Source organism: Fibrella aestuarina BUZ 2 (genome assembly GCF_000331105.1).
In the GTDB taxonomy this organism is placed as follows: domain Bacteria; phylum Bacteroidota; class Bacteroidia; order Cytophagales; family Spirosomataceae; genus Fibrella; species Fibrella aestuarina.
This window is the reverse complement of record NC_020054.1, coordinates 962,456-984,134: the sequence shown is the minus strand read 5'-3', so window position 1 is coordinate 984,134 and position 21,679 is coordinate 962,456. Positions and strand designations below refer to the sequence as shown.

The following is a 21,679-nucleotide window of genomic DNA, read 5'->3' as shown; positions in this document are numbered from 1 at the left end:
GGAGGCAATTTTTTAGTTTCGCGGCTTGTTCTCAAAATGACAACCTTCGTTTTTCACAACCTACGAATGCGAATGAACCTATCGAAAAAAACACTGCTGGCTACCCTATTCGTGGGAGCTACAACGTTTGCCCCCGCCGTTGCACAAGATGTGCAGACGGCTCTGAAAGACCTCGAAGCCGAGCGCGTTCCGAAGGCCGAGCAAACGTTCAGGCAGTTGGCATCGAGTTCGCCATCAGCAGAAAACCAGTTTTATCTGGGTTATTTCCTGCTTAAAACCGGCAAACCTGATGAAGCGAAAGCCGCCTTTGAAAAAGGGCTGGCAGCCGACCCTAAGAATCAACTGAACAACGTTGGTCTGGCTGGTGTAGCGCTGACCAAAAAAGACCTGAACACGGCTAAGGCTAAAACCGACGAAGCTATTGCTGCCACCAAAGGCAAGAATAGTGAGGTGCTGTTCCGGGCGGGTGAAATGTATACCCTGTTTGAAGGCGACAAAGGAGCCAACGATCCGGCCCGTGCCATCGAACTGCTCGAACGCGCTAAAACGCTCGACAAGAAAAACCAGAACGTAGAAATTCCGATGGCGATGGGCGATGCCTATACGCTGCGGAATGAAGGCGGCCCCGCCGTTAGCCGGTACGAAGAAGTAATCGATGGTACGATGGCCGCTCAGTCGAACAACACGACGAAAGCAGAAGCCAACGCTAAAATCGGGCAGTTATACCTGCGTTCAAAGCAGTACAAACTGGCGCAGGAGTTTTTCGAGAAAGCCATTGCGGCTGACCCTGAGTTTGCGCCCACTTACCGTTCGTACGCCGATGCGCTTGTTGGGTCAAAAGCTTACAAGAAAGCGTCGAGCACCTACGATACGTATGTAACGAAAAGCGGCACGAAAGACCCCGAACTGCTGCTCAACGTAGCCAAGTACTACTTCCTGGCAGGTGACCACATGAAGTCGCTTGATTACCTGTCTAAATTGCAGGGCCAGGTAAATGACCCGATCATCGACCGGATGACTGGCTGGTCGAGCTTGGCTTTGGGTAAGAACGATGTAGCTGTTGCTTCGCTGAACAAGTTTATCTCAGCCGCACCGCAGAAAGTCATCTTCGATGATTACAAATACCTTGGCCGCGCTTATGCCCAGTTGGGCACCCCAGAAGGTGACTCGCTGAGCATTGTGAACTTGGAAAAGGCAGCTCCGCTCGACACAACGGAGAACCTTTACAAGGAGATCGCCGACAAGTATTACGGTACCAAGCAGTATGACAAAGCCGTGAGTTATTTTGAAAAGGCGATCAGCGCAGAAGAAAAGCCGTCGACGAACGACTACCTCAAGCTGGGCCTGGCCAATTATCAACAAGGCTTTGCCGTAAGCAAAACGGTAGCTGACACGGCCCAACAGCGTACTTTGCGCCGCGAGTATTTCATGAAAGCCGATTCAGCTTTTGCTAAGCTGTCCGAAGTGGTTGAAAAAGACGGTAAGACGTACCCATTGGCGTACTACTACCGTGCTCAATCAAACTACTATGCCAACGGTCGTGACGCTTCGCTGGCCAGTGGTGCTCCGGTTCCCATGTATGAAAAATTCATCGAGCAGGCCTTGGCTGAGCAGCAAAACCCCGAGACGGGCGCCACGAAGAAAGAGCAGAACCGTAAGTACCTGATCACTTCGTACAAGTACCTGATCTCTGATGCAATTGCCAAGAAGGATGATGGCAAGGCGAAGGATTATGCGAATAAAGTGCTCGAATTAGATCCGAACGATAAGGACGCCAAAGACTTTTTGGAAGGTCCGAAATCAACGGTGACACCGGGCAAAACACCGGTGAAAGGCACGACGAAACCGGCGCCGAAGAAGGGCACAACCAAGTAAGGCTGAACCCAACTTTTGCACTTACTGAATACAATGAGGCGCGGGCTAATTGGCCCGCGCCTTTTCTTTTGTAATTTTGCCCGCTGCTTTTTCAAAACACCGCTAACTCGCGTCAAAATTCTCTATGCTTAATCTTGTACTGTTTGGCCCACCGGGTGCCGGAAAAGGCACACAAAGCGAAAGTCTGATTAAAAAATACCACCTGGTGCATCTGTCAACTGGCGATTTGTTGCGGTCTCAGATTGCAGCCGGGACGGCACTAGGCTTGCAGGCCAAGACACTGATGGACCAGGGCATGCTGGTTCCCGACGAAGTCGTTATCGGTATGATCGAATCAAAGCTGACGGAAAATGCGGCGGCTCCCGGCTTTATTTTCGATGGCTTTCCACGCACGGTAAAGCAGGCCGAAGCACTGGATGCCCTGCTGGCCCAGCATGGTACAAACATCACCACCATGATTGCCCTCGTCGTTGACCGTGAGGAACTGACGCGTCGGTTGCTGATCCGGGGCATATCCTCTGGCCGGCCCGACGATCAGAACGAGACGATCATTGGCCAACGCATCACTGAATACAACGATAAAACAGCCCCCGTTGCCGACTACTATAAGCAGCAGGGCAAATTTGCAGCCATTAGCGGCGTGGGTGGCATTGATGAGATTTTCGCCCTCATCTGTGAAAAGATTGAGCTGGCGCAATTGAGCTAAGATCGTTTTCGACGCTCTGCCGACACATCCGGCCGGGCCGAACGCTACGGTTTGTGGCTTGTCATCCATGGCGCTCCCCACCTAACTGGCGCCAGTCGCATCCTACTGCGCTGCATACCACAACATACCTATGTCATCCTCCAACTTCATCGATTACGTAAAAATAAATTGCCGATCTGGCCACGGTGGCGCGGGGTCTATGCACTTCCGCCGGGAGAAGCACGTACCCAAAGGGGGGCCCGATGGCGGCGATGGCGGCCGGGGTGGCCACATCATTCTGCGCGCCAACGCTCAGCTCTGGACCTTGCTGCACCTCAAATACCAGAAGCACATTAAGGCCGATTCAGGTAAAGGCGGCGAAGGGGGCCGTCGCACTGGCGCCGAAGGCGAAGACGTAATCATCGAAGTGCCGCTGGGCACGATTGCCCGCCATGCAGAGACCAATGAAGTCATGGCCGAGCTCACCGAAGACGGGCAGGAACTCATCTTGTTACCGGGCGGCCGGGGCGGTCTGGGTAATACCCACTTCAAATCAGCCACCCAGCAAACGCCTTATCATGCCCAACCGGGTGAGCCGGGGCAGGAAGCCTGGATCATTCTTGAACTGAAATTACTAGCCGACGTGGGGCTGGTTGGCTTTCCCAATGCGGGCAAGTCGACGCTCTTATCCGTTATGTCGGCCGCTCGCCCCGAAATTGCCGATTATCCGTTTACGACCCTAGTCCCGAATCTGGGTGTGGTGGCTTACCGCGACTACAAGTCATTTGTAATGGCCGATATACCGGGCATTATCGAAGGGGCTTCGCAAGGTAAAGGGCTAGGACTACGGTTTCTGCGCCATATAGAGCGCAACGCTGTACTCCTTTTTCTCGTACCGGCTACCAGCGAAAACATTGAGGCCGACTACCAGGTCCTTGCCAACGAATTGGAGGCGTATAACCCCGAGTTAGCCGATAAAACGCGGGTGTTGGCGGTTACTAAAATCGACTTAGTTGATGACGAAACCCTGGACCGTACAAAAAGTAACTTACCGACAAATGTGCCTGCTGTGTTTATTTCGTCTGTTCAACAGCGGGGTTTGACTGAACTGAAGGATTTACTTTGGAAAACGTTGACCCAAACAGTTGACCTGTAGGCCGCTATGCCGATTCAGGAAAGTTGAACATGACCAATACCAATCTGCCGTTATTGGGTAGGGTCTACCCTCTGTTTTTATTTCTTTCATGAAACAACGTTTATTGATGTGGGCAGTCGCTTTTAGTCTGATGGCGGCTTCTCAGGCTGTTGCCCAACTTAACATTTCATTCCCGGTAAGTCGAGCCGTTTACCAGCGTAATACGGCCAACAATGCAGCCATTACGATTTCAGGTACGTATGCGACAGCGACTTCGCGTATAGAGGCAAGAGTCATTGCCCGTGAAGCCGGGAAAGGCACCTCGACCGACTGGCAAACGATCGTTAATAACCCACAGGGGGGCGTCTTTAGTGGTCAGCTGACCGTTCAGGGTGGCTGGTATGATCTGGATGTACGACTTATCCGCGACAATCAGCAAATAGCTACGAGCCGGGTGGAGCGCGTGGGTGTAGGGGAAGTATTCGTGATTGCCGGTCAGTCCAACGCGCAGGGCGTTCGGCGTGATGGCGAGCGGGCTACGGATGACCGAGTCAACAGCGTCAACTATTTCTACGAACCCAAAAATTACCCGAACGACCCTCCAGCGCCCGAGTTTATTCACCTGGAAGGCCCAAACTCCATAGCGCCACGTGGCATGGGGGCCTGGTGCTGGGGTACGTTAGGCGATCTGCTTGCCAACCGTCTGAACGTACCTATCCTGTTTTTCAACGCGGCTTTTGAAGGTACGTCGGTGCGTAACTGGGCCGAGACAGCCACTGGCCCCCAAACGATAAGTGACTACGCCCCGGTGTATTATGAGCCTAAGCATCCATATTACCCGCTTCAGTTAGCCCTTCAGTTTTACGCCAATACGTATGGGGTTCGGGCGGTACTGTGGCATCAGGGGGAAGCCGACAACCAATTTGACACACCACCCGCTACCTACGCTGACCGCTTACGGACCGTTATCAACCAAAGCCGCTCTGATTTTGGGCGAAATGTAGCCTGGGTTGTGGCGCGGGCATCCTACGGTGACCTGCTCGGTGGCGTCGATACCAAAGTCATTGATGGGCAAAATCAGGCAATCGCTTCGGCTGGTAACGTGTTTGCCGGGCCCAACACGGATAACATTCAGGTGCCACGTTCCAGAGCACCGCTTTATGACGTGGTGCATTTCGATAATCCCGGCCTGCGCGACGTAGCCAACGCCTGGAATGCAAGCCTGACCGACAATTTCTTCAACAGTGCAGCGCCGTTCAGCCCGGCTGCGGCTCCGGCCATTACAGTCGCCTGCGCAGGTGGTAATAATGTGTCGGTGACGGTTACTAACTACGACAACATTGCCTGGGACTCGGGCGAGACGAGCCGCACCATTACACGGGCGGCGGGGAGCACCGTACGCGCAAAGGTGCGTGACGGCAAAGGGAATCTGGTGTTCACGCCTACTATTACCATCAACAATGCTCCTACGATTCAATCAGTTGGTGCGACAGCGCTCTGTGAAGGCAGTTCATTGACACTCCGTAGCAGTTACAGCGAGGCCAACGTATGGAGCAATGGTCAGACCTCCCAACAAATTACGGTCAACACCGGCGGCGATTATTCCGTCCGCTACAACGACGTCAGTGGCTGCACATTCACGTCGAACACCATTCGGGTAACCGTAAATCCGTTACCCGCCCAACCAACGATTACGCCTGACCGATCAACGACCATCTGTCAGGGCGAAAATGTCGTTTTGGCCTCCACCTCATCCAATCGCTACAACTGGAGCAATGGACAGACCGATCAACGGATCAGCGTTACGCAAGCTGGCAGCTACTCGCTCACGGTCACGGATGCGAATGGCTGTACTTCGCCTGCTTCAGCCGCTGTATTCGTGACGGTGAACCCGGTGCCATCGACGCCCCAACTCGCCGCTAGTGGGCGCACCACCTTTTGCGCCAACGAATCAGTTACGCTCACCTCGACCGAAGGACTTGCCTACGTTTGGAGCAGCGGCCAGAACACCCGTAGCATCAATACCAACCAGTCAGGTACGTATACGGTACGTACCCGCAACGAGTTCAACTGTAATTCGGCGCCATCAAACGCCATTAACGTAACGGCGTTTCCGTTGCCTGCGCAGCCAACCATTTCCAACGAGCGCCCCACAACGTTCTGCCAGGGAGAGAGCACCATTCTAAGCAGTAGCAATGCGTTCCGGTACAACTGGAGCAACGGACAGGGCGATCAGCGCATCACCGTCAGCCAAACCGGCAGCTTCTCGCTAACCGTAACCGACCAGAATGGGTGTACGTCGCCCGCTTCGGCCGTCGTTTCGGTCGTTGCCAATCCGCTACCTACCACGCCGATCCTCACGGCCAGCAGCCGCACTACCTTCTGCGCCAATGAATCGATCACGCTTACGTCAACCGAAGACGCTGGGTACAACTGGAGCAGTGGGCAGAGCACCCGAAGCATCAACGTGAACCAGACAGGGATCTACAGCCTACGCACCCGAAATCAGTTTAACTGTATTTCGGCCCCGTCGAATAGCGTTAATGTGTTGGTCAATCCGTTACCATCGCCGCCCATTATTTCGGCGCGTGGCTCACTCACGTTCTGCCAGGGCGGGCAATTGCTGCTCCAAACCGATTCGCAGTTGCGGGCGCTCTGGTCAACAGGCGACTCCACGCAAACCCTTACGGTGCGCGAAACGGGAGCTTACACCGCCCGGGTACGGGATGGCAACGGCTGCCTGTCGCCAAACAGTAACGTGCTGACGGCACAAGCGTTGGCCCGCCCCCAGCCCCCTACTCTTCAACAAGTGGGTACGTACCTGCTGGAAGCTTCCGGTGCCCCGCAAAACGAACGTTATTACTGGCGCCGCAATGCCGATTCACTGGCGATCACAGGCTCGCTGTTGCGGGTTAATCAGTCAGGGCAATACAGTGTTCGGACGCAGATTACGTACAGCCCCGCTTACGTCTGTTTATCACTGCCGTCGGCGGTTGTAAACTACGATCTGCCTACCAACAACCAGGATGTCAGCATCTACCCCAACCCAAGCCCGGATGGTATTTTCCTGATCGAAACGCTGGCTGATTTAAGCAACGCCTCCGTGACGGTTTACACTTTAACCGGTCAATTGGTGTACCGAAGCACGGAAACGACCCTGAACGACCGTAAACAGATTCAGTTATTACGGCTGGCACCCGGCCCCTATATCTTGAAAGTAGATGCCGATGGCGTGCATGTCTCAAAGCGTATCCTGATCGGAAACCGCTAGTAATAAACTAAATACCTTTTCGTTTAAAGTTGAGACGTGCCAAGTGTTTACTTTGTACGTCTTTTCTTTTTAAAAACACTTCGCTAGTTCTTGGCATTCAGGAGTGTATACTGAACTGATTTCTATGTATCGACTTTTATATGGCTTCTTACTGGGGTTGACAGTCGCATCAGCAACTGCTCAAACTGTTCCTACCGGCCTGTCAGTCACGTACCCATCGAGTCGGGCTGTCTTTCAACGTGAAAACGACAATACCAGTACCATTTATCTCTCAGGTACGTACTTCCAGCCCGTCGACAGCATCCAGGCGCGGCTGGTTGTTGAAGTAAACGGGCAGGGACTCAACACCAACTGGACCACCATCCGCCGCAATCCGCAGGGCGGAGTATTTCAGGGCGCTATCAATGGCACAGGCGGCTGGTATAGGCTTGAAGTGCAGGGTTTTCAGGGTGGCAGAGTGATTGCACAGGACGTTGTGCGAAAAGTGGGCATCGGTGAAGTGTTCATCATCACCGGCCAGTCAAATGCACAGGGTTTTCTGGAGTACTCATCCATTGGCGCCAGCGATGATCGGGTCAACTGCGTCAGCTACGACAACCGCGAAGCGCACTCGCTGGCAGACCCCCCGGCCCCCACGTTTGAGCAGCTAAGCGCCCAGAGTATTATTGGCCCCCGTGGCTACGGCGCCTGGTGCTGGGGGCGGCTCGGCGATCTGCTGGCTCAGCAATACAACATCCCGATTCTCTTCATCAACACGGCCTGGGGTGGATCCACCATCCAGAACTGGATCGAGAGCTTCGACGATGGCTTTACCAAGAGTGTGTATTTCGACGGGTTCTTCCCGAAGGGGATGCCGTACGCCAACCTGCGCATCGCGTTGCGGTATTATGCCTCGCTCCAGGGGCTGCGCGCTATTCTCTGGCATCAGGGCGAGAGCGATAACCTGCAAAACTCCAACACCGTGCGAGCTACCTACAAACGGCAGATGGAGCAACTCGTGGCGAAGACGCGCACCGATACGCAACGCTACCCGGCCTGGATGTTGGCCCGAGCCTCGCGCAATAGTGACCCAGACCCTACCTGCTTTGCGCAATGCGGTAACAACGCTGATTGTATCAACCGCTGCCCACGAATTTTCCGGACGAACGACCAGGTCACGGGGGGGCAAACCGATGTAATCAACACGTTTAGCAATAACGTGTATGCCGGGCCTTTTACAGACCCGATTCAGCCGAACCGCCTCGATGGGGTTCACTTCCAGGGCGACGGCCTGATTCAACTCGCCAATGCCTGGTATCAGAGCATGAGCCCCACCTTTTTTGCGGCGGCGCTCCCCCTACTCCCCCAACCGCAGCCAACCGTTACGGTTGAGTGCGTCAACAACAACAGCGTTACTCTGCGGTTGCCCCCCACCGGCTTCCAGAGCTATCTCTGGTCGAACGGGCAGACTGGCTCAACAATCACCGTCAGTCAGCCGGGTCAATATCAGGCAAAGCTGAAAAATGCGATCGGTAACACCTTTCTGTCGCCGACAGTCAACATTCAGCTGCCGGTTCAACCGGCAACGCCCACCATTTCGCTGGCTCGCAACGGTACGGCCGTTGCCGACAACCAACAGCAAATCTGTGCCGACTCGGTGCTGACACTGGTCGCCAACGTGGGCACCCAATCGTCGGCGCAGTGGAGTAATGGTATCAACAACACGGTGTTGCGGGTAGCCAATGCCGGGCAGTATACCGTGCAGGCCGTCAATACCTATGGGTGCCGCTCGAATACCTCGTCGGCCATCGGCCTGACCGTGCGACCCCGTCTGGCTACGCCCACGATCGAGCAGGTAGGCATCTACTCGATTCAGGCGACCTTGCCCGGCTTCCCGAACAATGAGCAGTTCGACTGGCGGCGCGGATCGGTGTTTCTGAATAACCAGAACGGCCCCGTAGCCAAAGCGCTCATCAGCGGTACGTATACGGCCCGGGCTAAAGCCTTATTTACGCTGCCCAACGGCAACGCGCTCACCTGCTATTCGGGCTTCTCCAACGAAGTACTGTTCACGTCGTCGGAGTCGGCACAGATCGTCAGCATCTACCCCAACCCGAGTGTCAACGGCTACATCGCTGTCGAGACCATCGAAGACCTCCAGAATGCCGACCTGACAATCCAGTCGATAACGGGGCAGGTTCTGTACTCGGAGAAAATCCCGTCGTTCAACGCGCGCCGCCTGATTCCGGTGGCCAACTTCGCGTCGGGGCAATACATCGTGCGGGTACGTTCTGAAGGCTTCGACGTAGCCCGGCGTGTATTTATCACCCGGTAAGCGTGTTGGTTTTCTCGTTAACTTGCAACAGTTTTCTGCATTGACTTCGCTATGAACGCCGTTTCGTATTTACCCTCCGATTACGTCCCTCTCTTTATCCAGTTGGGGCTGGCCCTTGGCTTTATCGTCGTGACCATGTTGGTTACGCACAGCATCGGCCCCAAGCGCCACAGCCAGAAGAAAGACGATCCTTTCGAGTGTGGCATTCCCACCGTGGGCGATGCCCGCGCCCCGATCTCGGTCAAGTACTTCCTGATCGCGATCCTGTTCGTGCTGTTCGACGTGGAAGTGATTTTTCTGTATCCCTGGGCCGTTAACTTCTTGAAGTTGGGCACTGCCGGGTTCATTCAGATGATCCTGTTCATGGGTTTGCTGCTGGCAGGCTTCTATTACGTGCTCCGCAAGGGCGTTTTAAAGTGGGAATAAAAAGAAGTCGTCAGTTTAGGAGTTTCCGGTCTACAAGTTTGTTATACTGAAGACTTTGCAACTGAAACTGAAACCTGATTTTCGAATGGCATCTGAAATAAAGATGGTAGAAGCCCCGGCGGGCCATGAAGGTGCCGGGTTTTTCGCTACCTCCCTGGATAAAGTAGTGGGTATGGCACGCGCCAACTCACTGTGGCCCCTACCCTTTGCGACCTCTTGCTGCGGCATCGAATTCATGGCCACCATGGGCGCTCATTATGATTTCGCCCGGTTTGGCTCGGAGCGGCCCAGTTTCTCGCCCCGGCAGGCGGACCTGCTGATGGTGATGGGAACGATCGCCAAGAAAATGGCTCCGATTGTGAAGCAGGTATACCTCCAGATGGCCGAACCCCGGTGGGTGATTGCCATGGGGGCCTGTGCCAGCAGCGGCGGTATTTTCGACACCTACAGCGTATTGCAGGGCATTGACCGCATCATTCCCGTCGACGTGTACATTCCGGGTTGCCCGCCGCGCCCCGAGCAAGTGATCGAAGGGCTGATGCAGATTCAGGAGTTGGCACGTAACGAGTCGACCCGGCGGCGCAACACCGAAGAGTATCAATTGCTGCTCAATTCGTACGGAATTCAATAAGTAAGGCGCAAACACGTACCCAGCTTTGCGGGTGGCGCGTTTGCCCAATCGCTCATTCACTCATCCATTTTCATGAGTAATCAAGAAGTCGCCGAGGCCCTTATCCGTCAGTTTGGCGAAGCTGTTTCTGAGTTCGACGAACCGTTTGGTCTGCTGACGCTGACGGTCAGTCGTGAGCAGTTGCTGCCGCTGATGACGTACCTGAAAGACCACAAGCAGTATCAGATCAACTTCCTGACCGACATTACAGGCATTCATTACCCCGACGATGCCGGGCGGGAGTTCTGCGTGGTGTATCATGCGCATAGCCTGGTCAATAATTTCCGCGTTCGGGTGAAAGTGTACCTGGCGAACGACGACCTGCACGTACCCAGCATGACGTTGCTTTACGCCTCGGCCAACTGGATGGAGCGGGAAACCTTTGACTTCTTCGGTATTCTGTTCGACGGGCATCCCAACCTGACGCGCATCCTGAACATGGAAGAAATGGATTATTTCCCGATGCGGAAAGAGTACCCGCTGGAAGACGGCACCCGCGAAGACAAGATCGACGCGTTGTTTGGACGATGACTCAAAGCATGAACGAGTAAAAGCGTGAACGAGTGACAGCCCGGCGCTCCGGTTGCTTCCTCAGGTACGTTACCCGACCGATCGCTCTTTCACTCCTTCGCTCATTTACTTCTTAGATATGGTTACTGAAGACCTAAGTATAGATGCAGTTGGGGCACGCAACACCCCGGCCACGCCCGAAGGCCCGATTCAGTACGTCAATGAACTGACGACGCTGAACCTTGGCCCAACGCACCCGGCCACGCACGGTATCTTCCAGAACATCCTGCAAATGGATGGCGAGAAGATCGTATCGGGGGAGCAAACGGTTGGCTATATCCACCGCGCCTTCGAGAAAATCGCCGAGCGGCGGCCTTTCTACCAGATCACGACCCTCACCGACCGGATGAACTACTGTTCATCGCCCATCAACAACCTGGGTTGGATGATGACCGTTGAGAAGTTGCTGGGTGTGCAGGTGCCGAAGCGGGCCGAGTACATCCGCGTGATTATGATGGAGCTGGCTCGTATCTCCGACCACCTCATCTGCAACGGGATTCTGGGCGTAGATACGGGGGCTTTCACCGGCTTCCTCTACCTCTTCGAAGAGCGGGAGAATATCTACGAAATCTACGAAGAAGTCTGCGGCGCCCGCCTGACCACCAACATGGGTCGGATTGGCGGCATGGAGCGGGATCTGTCAGCAGAAGCAATCCGTAAAATCCGGAAGTTTTTGAAAGATTTCCCCCCGGTGATGAAGGAGTTTGAACGGCTCTTCAACCGCAACCGGATTTTCATGGACCGGGTAGTCGACGTAGGCCCAATCTCGGCCGAACGGGCGCTGAGCTACGGCTTTACCGGCCCTAACCTGCGGGCGGCGGGTGTCGACTACGACGTTCGGGTGATGAATCCTTACTCTTCGTACGAAGACTTCCAGTTCGATATTCCCGTTGGCGAAAGCGGCGACACCTACGACCGCTTCATGGTGCGTAACGAAGAAATCTGGCAAAGCCTGCGCATAATCGAGCAGGCGATGGATAAGCTGCCCGACGGCCCCTACTACGCCGATGCGCCCGAATATTACCTGCCGCCCAAGCAGGAGGTATACAAGAACATGGAAGCCCTCATTTATCACTTCAAGATTGTGATGGGTGAGATCGACGCCCCGGTGGGTGAAGTTTACCACGCCGTCGAGGGGGGTAATGGTGAGTTGGGTTTCTACCTGATCAGTGATGGCGGCCGGGCTCCGTATCGGCTGCACTTCCGCCGTCCCTGCTTCATCTATTACCAGGCTTTCCCGGAAATGTGTAAAGGCACCACCCTGTCCGACGCTATCGTGATTATGAGTAGCCTCAACGTAATCGCCGGTGAGCTAGACGCCTAATGGCTAGCAAAACTGATAAAACCGGCAGGATCTATCAGTACACAGCCTAACTACGCTATGACTACAGAAGCTAATACGCCCGTTGCGTTCACACCAGAACGGCTGGCCAAAGCAAATGAAATTATCGCTCGCTACCCGGCGGGCAAACAGAAGTCGGCCCTGTTGCCCCTACTACATTTGTTGCAGGAGCAGGAAGGCTGGACCAGCCCAGAAGGTATGGATTATGTAGCTGGTCTGCTTCAGATCCAGCCGATTGAGGTATACGAAGTGGCGTCGTTCTACACGATGTACCACCTCGATCCGGTTGGTAAGCACGTGATTGAGTACTGCCGGACGGGTCCTTGCTGCCTCATGGGTGGCGAAGACGTTTACGCGCACCTCAAACAACGGCTGGGCATCGAAGCGGGCCAAACCACGCCCGATGGCTTGTTTACCATCAAGGAAGTGGAGTGCCTGGCGGCCTGTGGCATGGGGCCGGTTTTTCAGATTCGTGAGCAGTACTACATGCATCTGACCAATGAGCGTGTCGATGAAATCATTGCAGAGTTATCGAAATAACCTTTCGTTATGGGCAGGAAAATATTAACCGAACACATCAACGTACCCGGCATCGAGACCCTCGATGTGTACCGCAAGCAGGGCGGTTACTCGGCCGTTGAAAAAGCACTGAAAACCATGACCCCGGAGGCCGTGGTGGAGGAAGTGAAAAAGGCCGGCGTGCGTGGCCGTGGTGGAGCGGGCTTCCCGATGGGCATGAAGTGGAGCTTTCTGGCTAAGCCCGAAGGCGTACCCCGCTACCTCGTCTGCAACGCCGACGAATCGGAGCCAGGTACGTTCAAGGACCACTACCTGATGAAGAATCTCCCCCACCTGCTCATCGAGGGGATGATTATCTCGTCGTTTGCGCTGGGGGCCAATACCTCGTTCATCTACGTCCGCGGCGAGTTGATGTACGTCATCAACATTCTGGAAAAGGCCATCGCCGAAGCCAAAGCAGCTGGCCTCCTGGGTAAAAACATCCTGGGCAGCGGCTACGACCTTGAATTGGTCGTGCAGCCAGGCGGCGGTGCATACATCTGCGGCGAAGAAACCGCCCTGCTCGAATCGCTGGAAGGAAAGCGCGGTAACCCACGCAACAAACCGCCCTTCCCGGCCGTAAAAGGCCTCTACCAGTGCCCCACGGTAGTCAACAACGTCGAGTCGATTGCGACGACCTCGTGGATTGTCAACAACGGCGGCGATGCGTATGCGGCTATTGGTATCGGCCGGAGCACGGGTACCAAACTCATTTCGGCGTCGGGTCACATCAAAAAGCCGGGGGTTTATGAGATCGAGCTGGGTGTGCCGGTCGAAGAATTTATCTATTCTGATGAGTGGTGTGGCGGTATTCGTGAAGGGCATCAACTGAAGGCACTGGTTGCCGGTGGTTCATCGGTGCCCATCCTGCCCGCCAATCTGGCCCTGAAACTGGCCAATGGCGAACCCCGCCTGATGAGCTACGAGTCACTTTCAGAGGGTGGTTTCCAAACCGGTACGATGCTCGGTTCTGGTGGGTTCATCGTGTTCGACGAAACGTCTTGCATCGTGCGCAACACCTGGAATTTTGCCCGGTTCTACCACCATGAGTCATGCGGTCAGTGTAGCCCTTGCCGCGAAGGCACCGGCTGGATGGAGAAAGTGCTCCACCGGATTGAGCACGGACATGGCTCGATGCACGACATCGATTTGCTCGTCGACGTAGCTAAGAAAATAGAAGGCAACACCATTTGCCCGTTGGGCGATGCTGCCGCCTGGCCCGTTGCCAGTGCGATCCGGCATTTCCGTGACGAATTCGAGTGGCACATTACCAATCCGTTTGAAGCCACTCAACCAGGGGCTGTATTCCGGGGCGATCTGGTGTTGGCATAATGTAACCGTCTTCCTAAGTATAATGCAAAAGGCAACCTGTACAGGTTGCCTTTTGCATTATAGCGTGATCAAGTTGACTAACACGGCCAAACAATCAGATCTAAGGACTTGATGCTTGGAAAAAGCTAACTTGCGCCCTGATTTTTTTAGAACTAAAATGAAGCGTACGAAGGTAGGCGATGTAATCGGACTGTTGCTGGTGGTATTGAGTGGCGTAGTGCTAACCTACGGTATCACGCATCGGCTTGATCTGGTCGCCTCCGACGACGATGTCTATTTCGACAACGGATTACGCGCCATTTACCAGCACGAGGCCCTGCCGGTTCAGATGGCTCCGTTGTTCAGCGCCTGGTATCTGCTGATCGATGCTTTCTACAAAAACAGCATTGATACCCAATATGCCAGTTGGGCGTTGCTATCCGTTTTGCCGGGCTTGTTGTTCTACTTTCTGCTGCGCAGTTTGCGCGTTGGGGTAGTGCCGAGTGTGGCCTTATCGGTGCTCTTTCTGTATTCTCCCCTCAATTTTCCGCAAGATCAGAAGGTGTCGCCCTTTACCATGCTCTGGCTAATGGGCGGGCTGATCGCCAGTAACTACCAGAAAAACCCGATCTACAAGCTCAGCGCCGCCGCCGCTGGCGCCCTGCTCGCTACGTATGCAAGGCCCGAGTTTTTCCTATCGTTTCTGATTCTCTGTACGCTTGCACTGGGCTGGTACGTCTGGCAACGACGACGTACCCAGCCTAAAAGCGACCAACCTGTAACAGGTCGACCTGCACTGCCTTATCCACTCTTTGGGCTGATGGGGATTGCCTTACTTCTGGTAATTGCCTTTGGTTCGCCGCTGTCGGGTAAACGGAGTATCATTGCGTTTTCGCAGCACTTTGCGATGAACTACGCGGTCTGGCATCCCGAGATCAACCTATCGCCCTGGATGCATCCACAGGTATTTATCCGGGCAGGTTTTGGCCGTGATGTCTCGTCGATCAGCGAGGCCTTCTTTTTGAATCCGGCCATGTTCATGCGCCACATTTGGGCCAACGTAGTCACGTTGTTTGTGCATACCGAACATTTCGTCCGTGAGATGCTGCTGACGCCCTGGCTGTCCCGGCTGGCGTTTCCGGGTCGGCGCTATCTGCTGCTCGCCATGCTGGTGGCTGTGCTTGGGCTGGCCAACTGGCCACAAACGGGGCGGAAACTGATCGAGGGCTTCCGTCGCGACGGCTGGTATTGGCTGTGCGTATTTGTGATTCTCCTGCCGACCTTCATCTCCTGCATTCTGCTATTGCCCCGCGACCATTACGTCGTTTTCCAGATGATTATTTACGTAAGTCTGGCGGGGGTGCTGCTCCGGGCTTACACGCTACGGCCGATGCCGCAGCTAGTGCCAACGCTGGGTTATGGCGCAGCTGTTGTATTGTTAGGGCTTTTCTTGTGGCCGCAGTGGCAGCTTAGCCAGCAGACGAAGCCCACGCCGACAGCCGATGTGCTACGTACGCTGGAGAAGCTACCAGTTGGCCGACCTGTGACCATGACCGGTAATTTATCTCTAATGTATCGGATCTACTTGGGTCCCGACTGGAAGTTTGTGCACATGGACCGCTACCGCCCAACGGATGTGCAGGCATTCCTTGCGCAGAACGCCATCAACTGCATTCACATTCAGCCCGATGTCGTTAGTCGGTATGCCAACGATCCGTTTTTTGCCAGCCTAATCGCTAATCCGGCGGCGGCGGGTTATACCAAATACACAATCAACAACGTACCTGACCAATACGTGCTGGTGCAGGAACCAACCGTTTCCATCGCTCATCCCCCCTCTGTTCGCTAACGTGCTTTTTTATAAGAATAACTTCGCCATCATTACGCCCATGGCGAACGAAGAAAACGAGTTTGCCGAATTCACAGCTACGCTGGCTACCGAGCTGGACAAACTGCAATGTGGCCGGGTCTACATGGTTATCGATAACGTAACCAAAGACAACACACTCAGCCTGGCGCGGGCGCTGTCGGCACGCGACGATCGCTTTGTGACAATTTGGGCACCCGAAAACCGCAGCATTGTCGATGCCTACCTGCGTGGCTACCGCGAAGCCCTCAAAAATGGCCACGACATTATCATTGAGATGGACGCCGGCCTGTCGCACGATCCACGGGCCATTCCGATGTTCCTGCGGGTGCTCAACGAAGGGAACGAGTGCGCGTTTGGCAGCCGGTTCATCAACGGCGGGTCGATTTACAAGTCGAATTTCAAGCGGACGTTCCTCTCTAAAATCGGAACAATCATGTCCAACACGCTGCTGGGTAGCACCATGCACGACATGACATCGGGCTACCAGGGTTTTCATGCCAACGTGGTGGCGGAATTTCTGGCGTATCCGTTGAAGTCGACCGCCCATTTTTACCAGACCGAACTGCGTTATCTGCTGCGAAAAAAGCGGTTTGCCGAAATTCCGATCCATTACCGGGCACCGTCGCCCAGCGTGTCGGAAAAGGCCATAAAAAATTCATTGTCGACCCTCTGGTATTATTTCAAACTCCGGCTGAGCGGTAAACCTGCCCTCATCGAGTAGTCAATAAACGAGTTACTAATGGGGTAGATTTTGCTAATTCGCGCAGATTCTGTCAGCTTTTATCCGAATTATTGTCAAGGCAAAAGCTGTATAAACCCACATTATCTGCTCACTCTGTGACTTATCAATCCTTTATGAACGAGTCTACCTTTTTAGTCATCACGTCCATTGCTGCGCCCAATGCCGTTCTGATCGACTGTGCCGAACAGTCAACGGCACATGGCGTCAAGTTCGTGGTTATGGGCGACACCAAATCGCCCACCCAGTTCGATTTGTCAGGCTGCGACTTCTGGTCGATCGACCGGCAATTGACTCTCCCCTTCTCGCTGGTCGAGAATTTACCGACCCGCCACTATGGCCGGAAAAACCTGGGTTATCTGGTTGCGATGCAGCAAGGCGCGCAGGTGATTATCGAAACCGACGACGATAATTTCCCGCGGGAAGGGTTCTGGACCAACCGGCAACGTACCCAGCCTGCCCACAGTCTGACGCAGACCGGCTGGACCAACGTCTACAAGTATTTCACCGACAAGCACATCTGGCCGCGTGGCTATGCCCTCGAGCACCTGCACGATACCCTGCCCGATCTGCCCGGCCTGTCGGAGGTGGTGTGTCCCATTCAGCAGGGACTAGCCGACGAGAACCCCGATGTCGACGCCATCTACCGCCTCACCCTGCCCCTGCCACTCAATTTTGAGCAACGCGACAGCGTAGCCCTCGGCGACGGTGCCTGGTGCGCCTTCAACAGCCAGAACACGACCTGGTTCCCTGAGGCTTTTCCGCTGCTTTACCTGCCCTCGCACTGTAGCTTCCGCATGACTGACATCTGGCGCAGTTATGTGGCCCAGCGCGTAGCCTGGACCTGCGGCTGGAGCATCCTGTTCCACAACGCCACCGTCTGGCAGGAGCGCAATGAGCACAACCTCATGCGCGACTTCGAAGACGAAGTGAGCGGCTACACGCAGAACCGCCAGATCTGCCTCGATCTGGCTGCGCTCGACCTGCCCGAGGGCACCGAACACATTCACGAGAATCTGCTGACCTGCTACCGCCTGCTGACCGAAAAGGGCTACGTTGGTAAAGCCGAAATGCCGCTGGTCGAAGCGTGGGTTGCTGACTTACGAAAGTTGGGTTTCTAACGGTTGTGTCGTTATTTTACGGTAGCAAAAAAGGCAAAAATGTCATTCATCATTTGTTGCCGTCATTGGGTACGTTGTCAGTGCGTAATTCGTCGCTGAAACAACGTACCCAATGGGCGTTAGCAGATGCTCGGTGATCAGTTCATATGGTTGATAATCAAGTCCAATTACTTAAAGTAACCGTCGATGGGATCGAGGTTGAGGTTGAGCCGGGGACGACCATCCTGCAGGCAGCCCGCAAAATTGGTCCTGAAGTAGCCCCGCCGGCCATGTGCTATTACGAACCCCTGAAGGGGAGTGGTGGCAAATGCCGGGCCTGTCTGGTGCGGGTGGCGGCTGGTTCAGCCAAAGATCCGCGCCCGATGCCCAAATTAGTGGCCTCGTGCATTACCCCCGTTCAGGATGGTATGGTCGTCGAGAATTTCTCGAATCCGGCCGTTTTGGAAGCCCGGAAAGGCGTAGTCGAATTCCTGCTCATCAACCACCCGCTCGATTGCCCCGTTTGCGACCAGGCGGGCGAGTGCGACCTGCAAAACTTCGCGTTTGACCACGGCGCGGCGACAACCCGCTACGAAGAAGAGCGCCGCACGTTCGATAAGCACGATCTGGGCCCCTACATCCAACTGCACATGACGCGTTGCATCCTGTGCTATCGTTGCGTGTACACGGCCGATCAGGTAACCAACAAACGCGTGCATGGCGTACTGGGCCGGGGCGACGCCGCCGAAATCGGTACGTACATCGAGAAGGCGATCGACAATGATTTCTCGGGCAATGTAATCGACGTATGCCCGGTGGGTGCCCTGACCGACAAAACGTATCGCTTCAAAAACCGGGTATGGTTTACCAAACCCGTCGATGCGCACCGCGACTGCCCCACCTGTTCGGGTAAGGTATCGCTCTGGTATCGGGGCGATGAAGTGATCCGGGTGACGGCGCGGAAAAATGAGTGGAACGAAGTGCAGGAGTTCATTTGCAACACCTGCCGGTTTGAGACGAAAAACACATCAGCCTGGGTGATCGAAGGACCGACCAAGATCTCGCGCTCGTCGGTGATTTCGGCTAACAAATACCGCAAAGACCTCATCAAGCCCGATTTTGGCAAACGCCTGGCCGCTGCCGAATACAAGCCGATCGACGACGCCCGCCACAACGCGGCCGAACAACTGGCTATTCAGCAACTGCCGCCCGAGCGCTTCAACAAGGCGCTGCCTTCAGCAAACGAATAAATTTTAGTTCACAGTCCGCCGTTCCCTGTCTATTGTTGTGGTGCCGAGTCAATAGTTGATTCGTGCGTAAGTAACTCAACAGAAGACGGATAACGGCGGACAGACTAACTTAACAATGGACTTAACCGTTCTTATTATCAAAGCGCTCGTGATTCTGGTCATTTTCGGCGTCACGTTGCTCATTGCTACCTACTCGACGTACGCCGAGCGGAAGGTGGCGGCTTTCCTGCAAGATCGCCTTGGCCCGAACCGGGCGGGGCCGTGGGGGCTGTTGCAGCCAATTGCCGATGCAGGTAAGATGTTCTTCAAGGAAGATTTTATTCCGGCGCAGGCCAGCAAGTGGCTCTTTATTCTGGGTCCCTGCCTCGCCATGCTCACCGCATTGATGTCGAGTGCCGTAGTACCGTTTGGCGACAGCATCCGGTTTGGTGCGTACGACGTACCTGTGCAGGGCATCGACGTCAACGTGGGCATCCTCTACGTGTTTGGCGTGGTGTCGCTAGGCGTCTACGGCGTTATGATTGGCGGCTGGGCGTCGAACAATAAGTTCTCGCTGTTGGGCGCTATCCGGGCGGCGTCGCAGAACATCAGCTACGAAGTGGCGCTGGGCCTGTCGATCATCGCCATCCTGATGATGACCGGCTCGCTGTCATTGCGGCAGATCGTTGCCGAACAGGCCAACGTCTGGGAATGGAACGTATTTACGCAGCCGCTGGGCTTCATTATCTTCCTGACCTGCGCTTTTGCCGAGTGTAACCGGACGCCCTTCGACCTGCCCGAGTGCGAAACCGAGCTTATTGGTGGTTACCATACCGAATACAGTTCGATGAAACTCGGCTTCTACCTGTTTGCCGAGTACATCAACATGTTCACGTCGTCGGCGGTCATCGCTACCCTGTATTTTGGCGGGTTCCATTATCCGTTCATGAACCAGGTACACGATCTGCTGGTGAACAAACTAGGTGGCACCGTCGGCCATAACATCGCGACGGGTATCGGTACGCTGCTGTTCTTCGGCAAGATTTTCTTCTTCATCTTCTTCTTCATGTGGGTACGTTGGACCCTGCCCCGTTTCCGCTACGATCAGTTGATGAACCTGGGCTGGAAAGCGCTCATTCCGCTGTCGATCCTGAACGTAATCCTGACGGGCGCGGGTCTGCTCTACGATTTCAAATACGGCACCTGGGCTATTGTGTTCGTCATGATTGGCCTGGCTGCCACCAATGCCATTAAAGCCCCACGCCGCAAACCTGCGGCCCAACCAGTTTAAAGGGTTTTCAGTCTTCGGTTTTTAGTTGCTTCGCTTAATCTAGTACGTTCTACTGGCAGCACAACTGAAGACTGAAAACTGAAAACTGAAAACTGAAAACTGAAAACTCTTTCAATATGCTCACGAATCGCTCGAAGCAGGTTAGCAATAAAGAAATGACGCTGGCCGAACGGATGTACCTTCCTGCCGTTTTGGGCGGGTTGGCCATCACGATCCGGCACTTCTTCATGAAGAAACCGACGATCCAGTATCCCGAAGTGAAACGGTATCTGGGTCCGATTTTCCGGGGGCACCACGTCCTCAAACGCGATGAGCAGGGCCGCGAACGCTGTACCGCCTGCGGGTTGTGCGCCGTAGCCTGCCCCGCCGAAGCCATTTCGATGGTCGCGGCCGAACGCCGGAAAGGCGAAGAAACGCTGTATCGCGAAGAGAAATACGCAGCCGTATACGAGATCAACATGCTCCGGTGTATTTTCTGCGGCCTATGTGAAGAAGCCTGCCCCAAACAGGCGGTCTACCTTCGCCACGACCGGATGGTGCCCGTCATGACTGAGCGCGATCAGGTGATCTACGGGAAAGACAAACTGGTTGAAAAACTCGACGATCGTTACATCCGTACTAATCCCGACGTAAAAGCTACGCCCACCGAGCCAAGCCTGTCACGGTCTGTAGGCTAAGAATACTATGAATCAAGTCAACTCTTTACTAGGTAATCTGAAGAACCTGACGGCTGCCGGGTATCTGTTCTACGGATTGGGCCTGATCACGCTCATTAGCGCCATTTCGGTTGTTACGGCCCGTAACCCGATCCACAGCGTACTGGCCCTGATCTTTACGTTCTTCTGCCTCACGGGCCACTACATGCTGCTCAACGCGCAGTTCCTGGCCATCGTCAACATCATCGTGTATGCAGGGGCCATTATGGTCTTGTTTCTCTTCGCCATTATGTTCCTGAACCTGAAGTCGGACGACGAGGACGCCAAGACCAACCTGACCAAAATGGCGGCGACCATCGTGGGCGGCGTGCTGATGGTTTTGCTCTTGTCAATCTTCAACGTGGCGCCTGTAGGTACGTATGACCCCAGCAATTTCGATACGCAGACGGGCTTAGTTGAGCGGCTGGGTATTGTGCTGTACAGCGACTACATTCTACCGTTCGAGTTGGCGTCTGTTCTTTTCCTGATCGCCATGGTTGGGGCCGTCATGCTGGGCAAACGCGAAGCTGGTGACCCACACTTCTGAGACGCGCCACACACATGCTATTTAACAAAAAAGCCGCCTTACAAGGCGGCT

Annotated in this window: 18 protein-coding genes; all 18 read left to right on the top strand. The window is 54.7% G+C overall.

The features are described from left to right. The first annotated feature begins 72 nt into the window (after positions 1 to 72). Positions 73 to 1,875: a tetratricopeptide repeat protein gene (locus FAES_RS03890; RefSeq protein ID WP_041257523.1), complete on the top strand. Its 1,803-nt coding sequence runs from the start codon at positions 73 to 75 to the stop codon at positions 1,873 to 1,875. Between the two features lie 124 nt (positions 1,876 to 1,999). Continuing rightward, the gene (locus tag FAES_RS03885; RefSeq protein WP_015329892.1) at positions 2,000 to 2,581 is read left to right on the top strand and encodes an adenylate kinase; all 582 of its coding nucleotides are present in this window, start codon (positions 2,000 to 2,002) and stop codon (positions 2,579 to 2,581) included. Between the two features lie 130 nt (positions 2,582 to 2,711). Then, the gene (gene obgE, locus FAES_RS03880; RefSeq protein WP_041257521.1) at positions 2,712 to 3,716 is read left to right on the top strand and encodes a GTPase ObgE; all 1,005 of its coding nucleotides are present in this window, start codon (positions 2,712 to 2,714) and stop codon (positions 3,714 to 3,716) included. A gap of 88 nt (positions 3,717 to 3,804) precedes the next feature. Then, positions 3,805 to 6,966 (top strand): T9SS type A sorting domain-containing protein, encoded by a 3,162-nt coding sequence (locus tag FAES_RS03875; protein WP_015329890.1) that lies wholly within the window; start codon positions 3,805 to 3,807, stop codon positions 6,964 to 6,966. Between the two features lie 124 nt (positions 6,967 to 7,090). Then, entirely contained in the window at positions 7,091 to 9,280 is a 2,190-nt protein-coding gene (locus FAES_RS03870; RefSeq protein WP_015329889.1) for a sialate O-acetylesterase, read from the top strand. A gap of 51 nt (positions 9,281 to 9,331) precedes the next feature. Continuing rightward, positions 9,332 to 9,706, top strand: a complete 375-nt coding sequence (locus FAES_RS03865; RefSeq protein ID WP_015329888.1) for an NADH-quinone oxidoreductase subunit A — start codon at positions 9,332 to 9,334, stop codon at positions 9,704 to 9,706. An 85-nt stretch (positions 9,707 to 9,791) separates the two neighbouring features. Beyond that, positions 9,792 to 10,337 carry an NADH-quinone oxidoreductase subunit B gene (locus FAES_RS03860; protein WP_015329887.1) on the top strand — a complete coding sequence of 182 codons (546 nt, stop codon included), beginning with the start codon at positions 9,792 to 9,794 and terminating at the stop codon, positions 10,335 to 10,337. Positions 10,338 to 10,409: 72 nt separating this feature from the next. Beyond that, the gene (locus FAES_RS03855) at positions 10,410 to 10,907 is read left to right on the top strand and encodes an NADH-quinone oxidoreductase subunit C (protein ID WP_015329886.1); all 498 of its coding nucleotides are present in this window, start codon (positions 10,410 to 10,412) and stop codon (positions 10,905 to 10,907) included. Between the two features lie 118 nt (positions 10,908 to 11,025). Next, on the top strand, positions 11,026 to 12,270 hold the full coding sequence (gene nuoD / locus FAES_RS03850; protein WP_015329885.1) for an NADH dehydrogenase (quinone) subunit D: 1,245 nt from the start codon (positions 11,026 to 11,028) through the stop codon (positions 12,268 to 12,270). A 57-nt stretch (positions 12,271 to 12,327) separates the two neighbouring features. Continuing rightward, positions 12,328 to 12,828: an NADH-quinone oxidoreductase subunit NuoE family protein gene (locus FAES_RS03845; protein WP_015329884.1), complete on the top strand. Its 501-nt coding sequence runs from the start codon at positions 12,328 to 12,330 to the stop codon at positions 12,826 to 12,828. 9 nt (positions 12,829 to 12,837) lie between these two features. Next, positions 12,838 to 14,178, top strand: a complete 1,341-nt coding sequence (gene nuoF, locus FAES_RS03840; protein ID WP_015329883.1) for an NADH-quinone oxidoreductase subunit NuoF — start codon at positions 12,838 to 12,840, stop codon at positions 14,176 to 14,178. 157 nt (positions 14,179 to 14,335) lie between these two features. Further along, positions 14,336 to 16,006: a hypothetical protein gene (locus FAES_RS03835; RefSeq protein ID WP_015329882.1), complete on the top strand. Its 1,671-nt coding sequence runs from the start codon at positions 14,336 to 14,338 to the stop codon at positions 16,004 to 16,006. Positions 16,007 to 16,046: 40 nt separating this feature from the next. Further along, a complete protein-coding gene (locus FAES_RS03830) occupies positions 16,047 to 16,748 on the top strand; it encodes a glycosyltransferase (protein ID WP_015329881.1) in 702 nt (233 codons plus the stop codon). 134 nt (positions 16,749 to 16,882) lie between these two features. Then, positions 16,883 to 17,887, top strand: a complete 1,005-nt coding sequence (locus FAES_RS03825; protein ID WP_015329880.1) for an STELLO glycosyltransferase family protein — start codon at positions 16,883 to 16,885, stop codon at positions 17,885 to 17,887. Positions 17,888 to 18,033: 146 nt separating this feature from the next. Beyond that, the gene (locus FAES_RS03820) at positions 18,034 to 19,116 is read left to right on the top strand and encodes an NADH-quinone oxidoreductase subunit G (RefSeq protein WP_015329878.1); all 1,083 of its coding nucleotides are present in this window, start codon (positions 18,034 to 18,036) and stop codon (positions 19,114 to 19,116) included. A gap of 115 nt (positions 19,117 to 19,231) precedes the next feature. Continuing rightward, positions 19,232 to 20,386: an NADH-quinone oxidoreductase subunit NuoH gene (nuoH, locus tag FAES_RS03815; RefSeq protein ID WP_015329877.1), complete on the top strand. Its 1,155-nt coding sequence runs from the start codon at positions 19,232 to 19,234 to the stop codon at positions 20,384 to 20,386. A 116-nt stretch (positions 20,387 to 20,502) separates the two neighbouring features. After that, positions 20,503 to 21,063, top strand: a complete 561-nt coding sequence (locus FAES_RS03810; RefSeq protein ID WP_015329876.1) for a NuoI/complex I 23 kDa subunit family protein — start codon at positions 20,503 to 20,505, stop codon at positions 21,061 to 21,063. A 7-nt stretch (positions 21,064 to 21,070) separates the two neighbouring features. Beyond that, a complete protein-coding gene (locus tag FAES_RS03805) occupies positions 21,071 to 21,628 on the top strand; it encodes an NADH-quinone oxidoreductase subunit J family protein (RefSeq protein ID WP_015329875.1) in 558 nt (185 codons plus the stop codon). Positions 21,629 to 21,679 lie beyond the last annotated feature (51 nt).

Bases quoted from the DNA above. Each gene is read 5' to 3' on its own strand.
- FAES_RS03890 (WP_041257523.1), top strand. From the start codon at position 73: ATGAACCTATCGAAAAAAACACTGCTGGCTACCCTATTCGTGGGAGCT.
- FAES_RS03885 (WP_015329892.1), top strand. From the start codon at position 2,000: ATGCTTAATCTTGTACTGTTTGGCCCACCGGGTGCCGGAAAAGGCACA.
- obgE (WP_041257521.1), top strand. From the start codon at position 2,712: ATGTCATCCTCCAACTTCATCGATTACGTAAAAATAAATTGCCGATCT.
- FAES_RS03875 (WP_015329890.1), top strand. From the start codon at position 3,805: ATGAAACAACGTTTATTGATGTGGGCAGTCGCTTTTAGTCTGATGGCG.
- FAES_RS03870 (WP_015329889.1), top strand. From the start codon at position 7,091: ATGTATCGACTTTTATATGGCTTCTTACTGGGGTTGACAGTCGCATCA.
- FAES_RS03865 (WP_015329888.1), top strand. From the start codon at position 9,332: ATGAACGCCGTTTCGTATTTACCCTCCGATTACGTCCCTCTCTTTATC.
- FAES_RS03860 (WP_015329887.1), top strand. From the start codon at position 9,792: ATGGCATCTGAAATAAAGATGGTAGAAGCCCCGGCGGGCCATGAAGGT.
- FAES_RS03855 (WP_015329886.1), top strand. From the start codon at position 10,410: ATGAGTAATCAAGAAGTCGCCGAGGCCCTTATCCGTCAGTTTGGCGAA.
- nuoD (WP_015329885.1), top strand. From the start codon at position 11,026: ATGGTTACTGAAGACCTAAGTATAGATGCAGTTGGGGCACGCAACACC.
- FAES_RS03845 (WP_015329884.1), top strand. From the start codon at position 12,328: ATGACTACAGAAGCTAATACGCCCGTTGCGTTCACACCAGAACGGCTG.
- nuoF (WP_015329883.1), top strand. From the start codon at position 12,838: ATGGGCAGGAAAATATTAACCGAACACATCAACGTACCCGGCATCGAG.
- FAES_RS03835 (WP_015329882.1), top strand. From the start codon at position 14,336: ATGAAGCGTACGAAGGTAGGCGATGTAATCGGACTGTTGCTGGTGGTA.
- FAES_RS03830 (WP_015329881.1), top strand. From the start codon at position 16,047: ATGGCGAACGAAGAAAACGAGTTTGCCGAATTCACAGCTACGCTGGCT.
- FAES_RS03825 (WP_015329880.1), top strand. From the start codon at position 16,883: ATGAACGAGTCTACCTTTTTAGTCATCACGTCCATTGCTGCGCCCAAT.
- FAES_RS03820 (WP_015329878.1), top strand. From the start codon at position 18,034: ATGGTTGATAATCAAGTCCAATTACTTAAAGTAACCGTCGATGGGATC.
- nuoH (WP_015329877.1), top strand. From the start codon at position 19,232: ATGGACTTAACCGTTCTTATTATCAAAGCGCTCGTGATTCTGGTCATT.
- FAES_RS03810 (WP_015329876.1), top strand. From the start codon at position 20,503: ATGCTCACGAATCGCTCGAAGCAGGTTAGCAATAAAGAAATGACGCTG.
- FAES_RS03805 (WP_015329875.1), top strand. From the start codon at position 21,071: ATGAATCAAGTCAACTCTTTACTAGGTAATCTGAAGAACCTGACGGCT.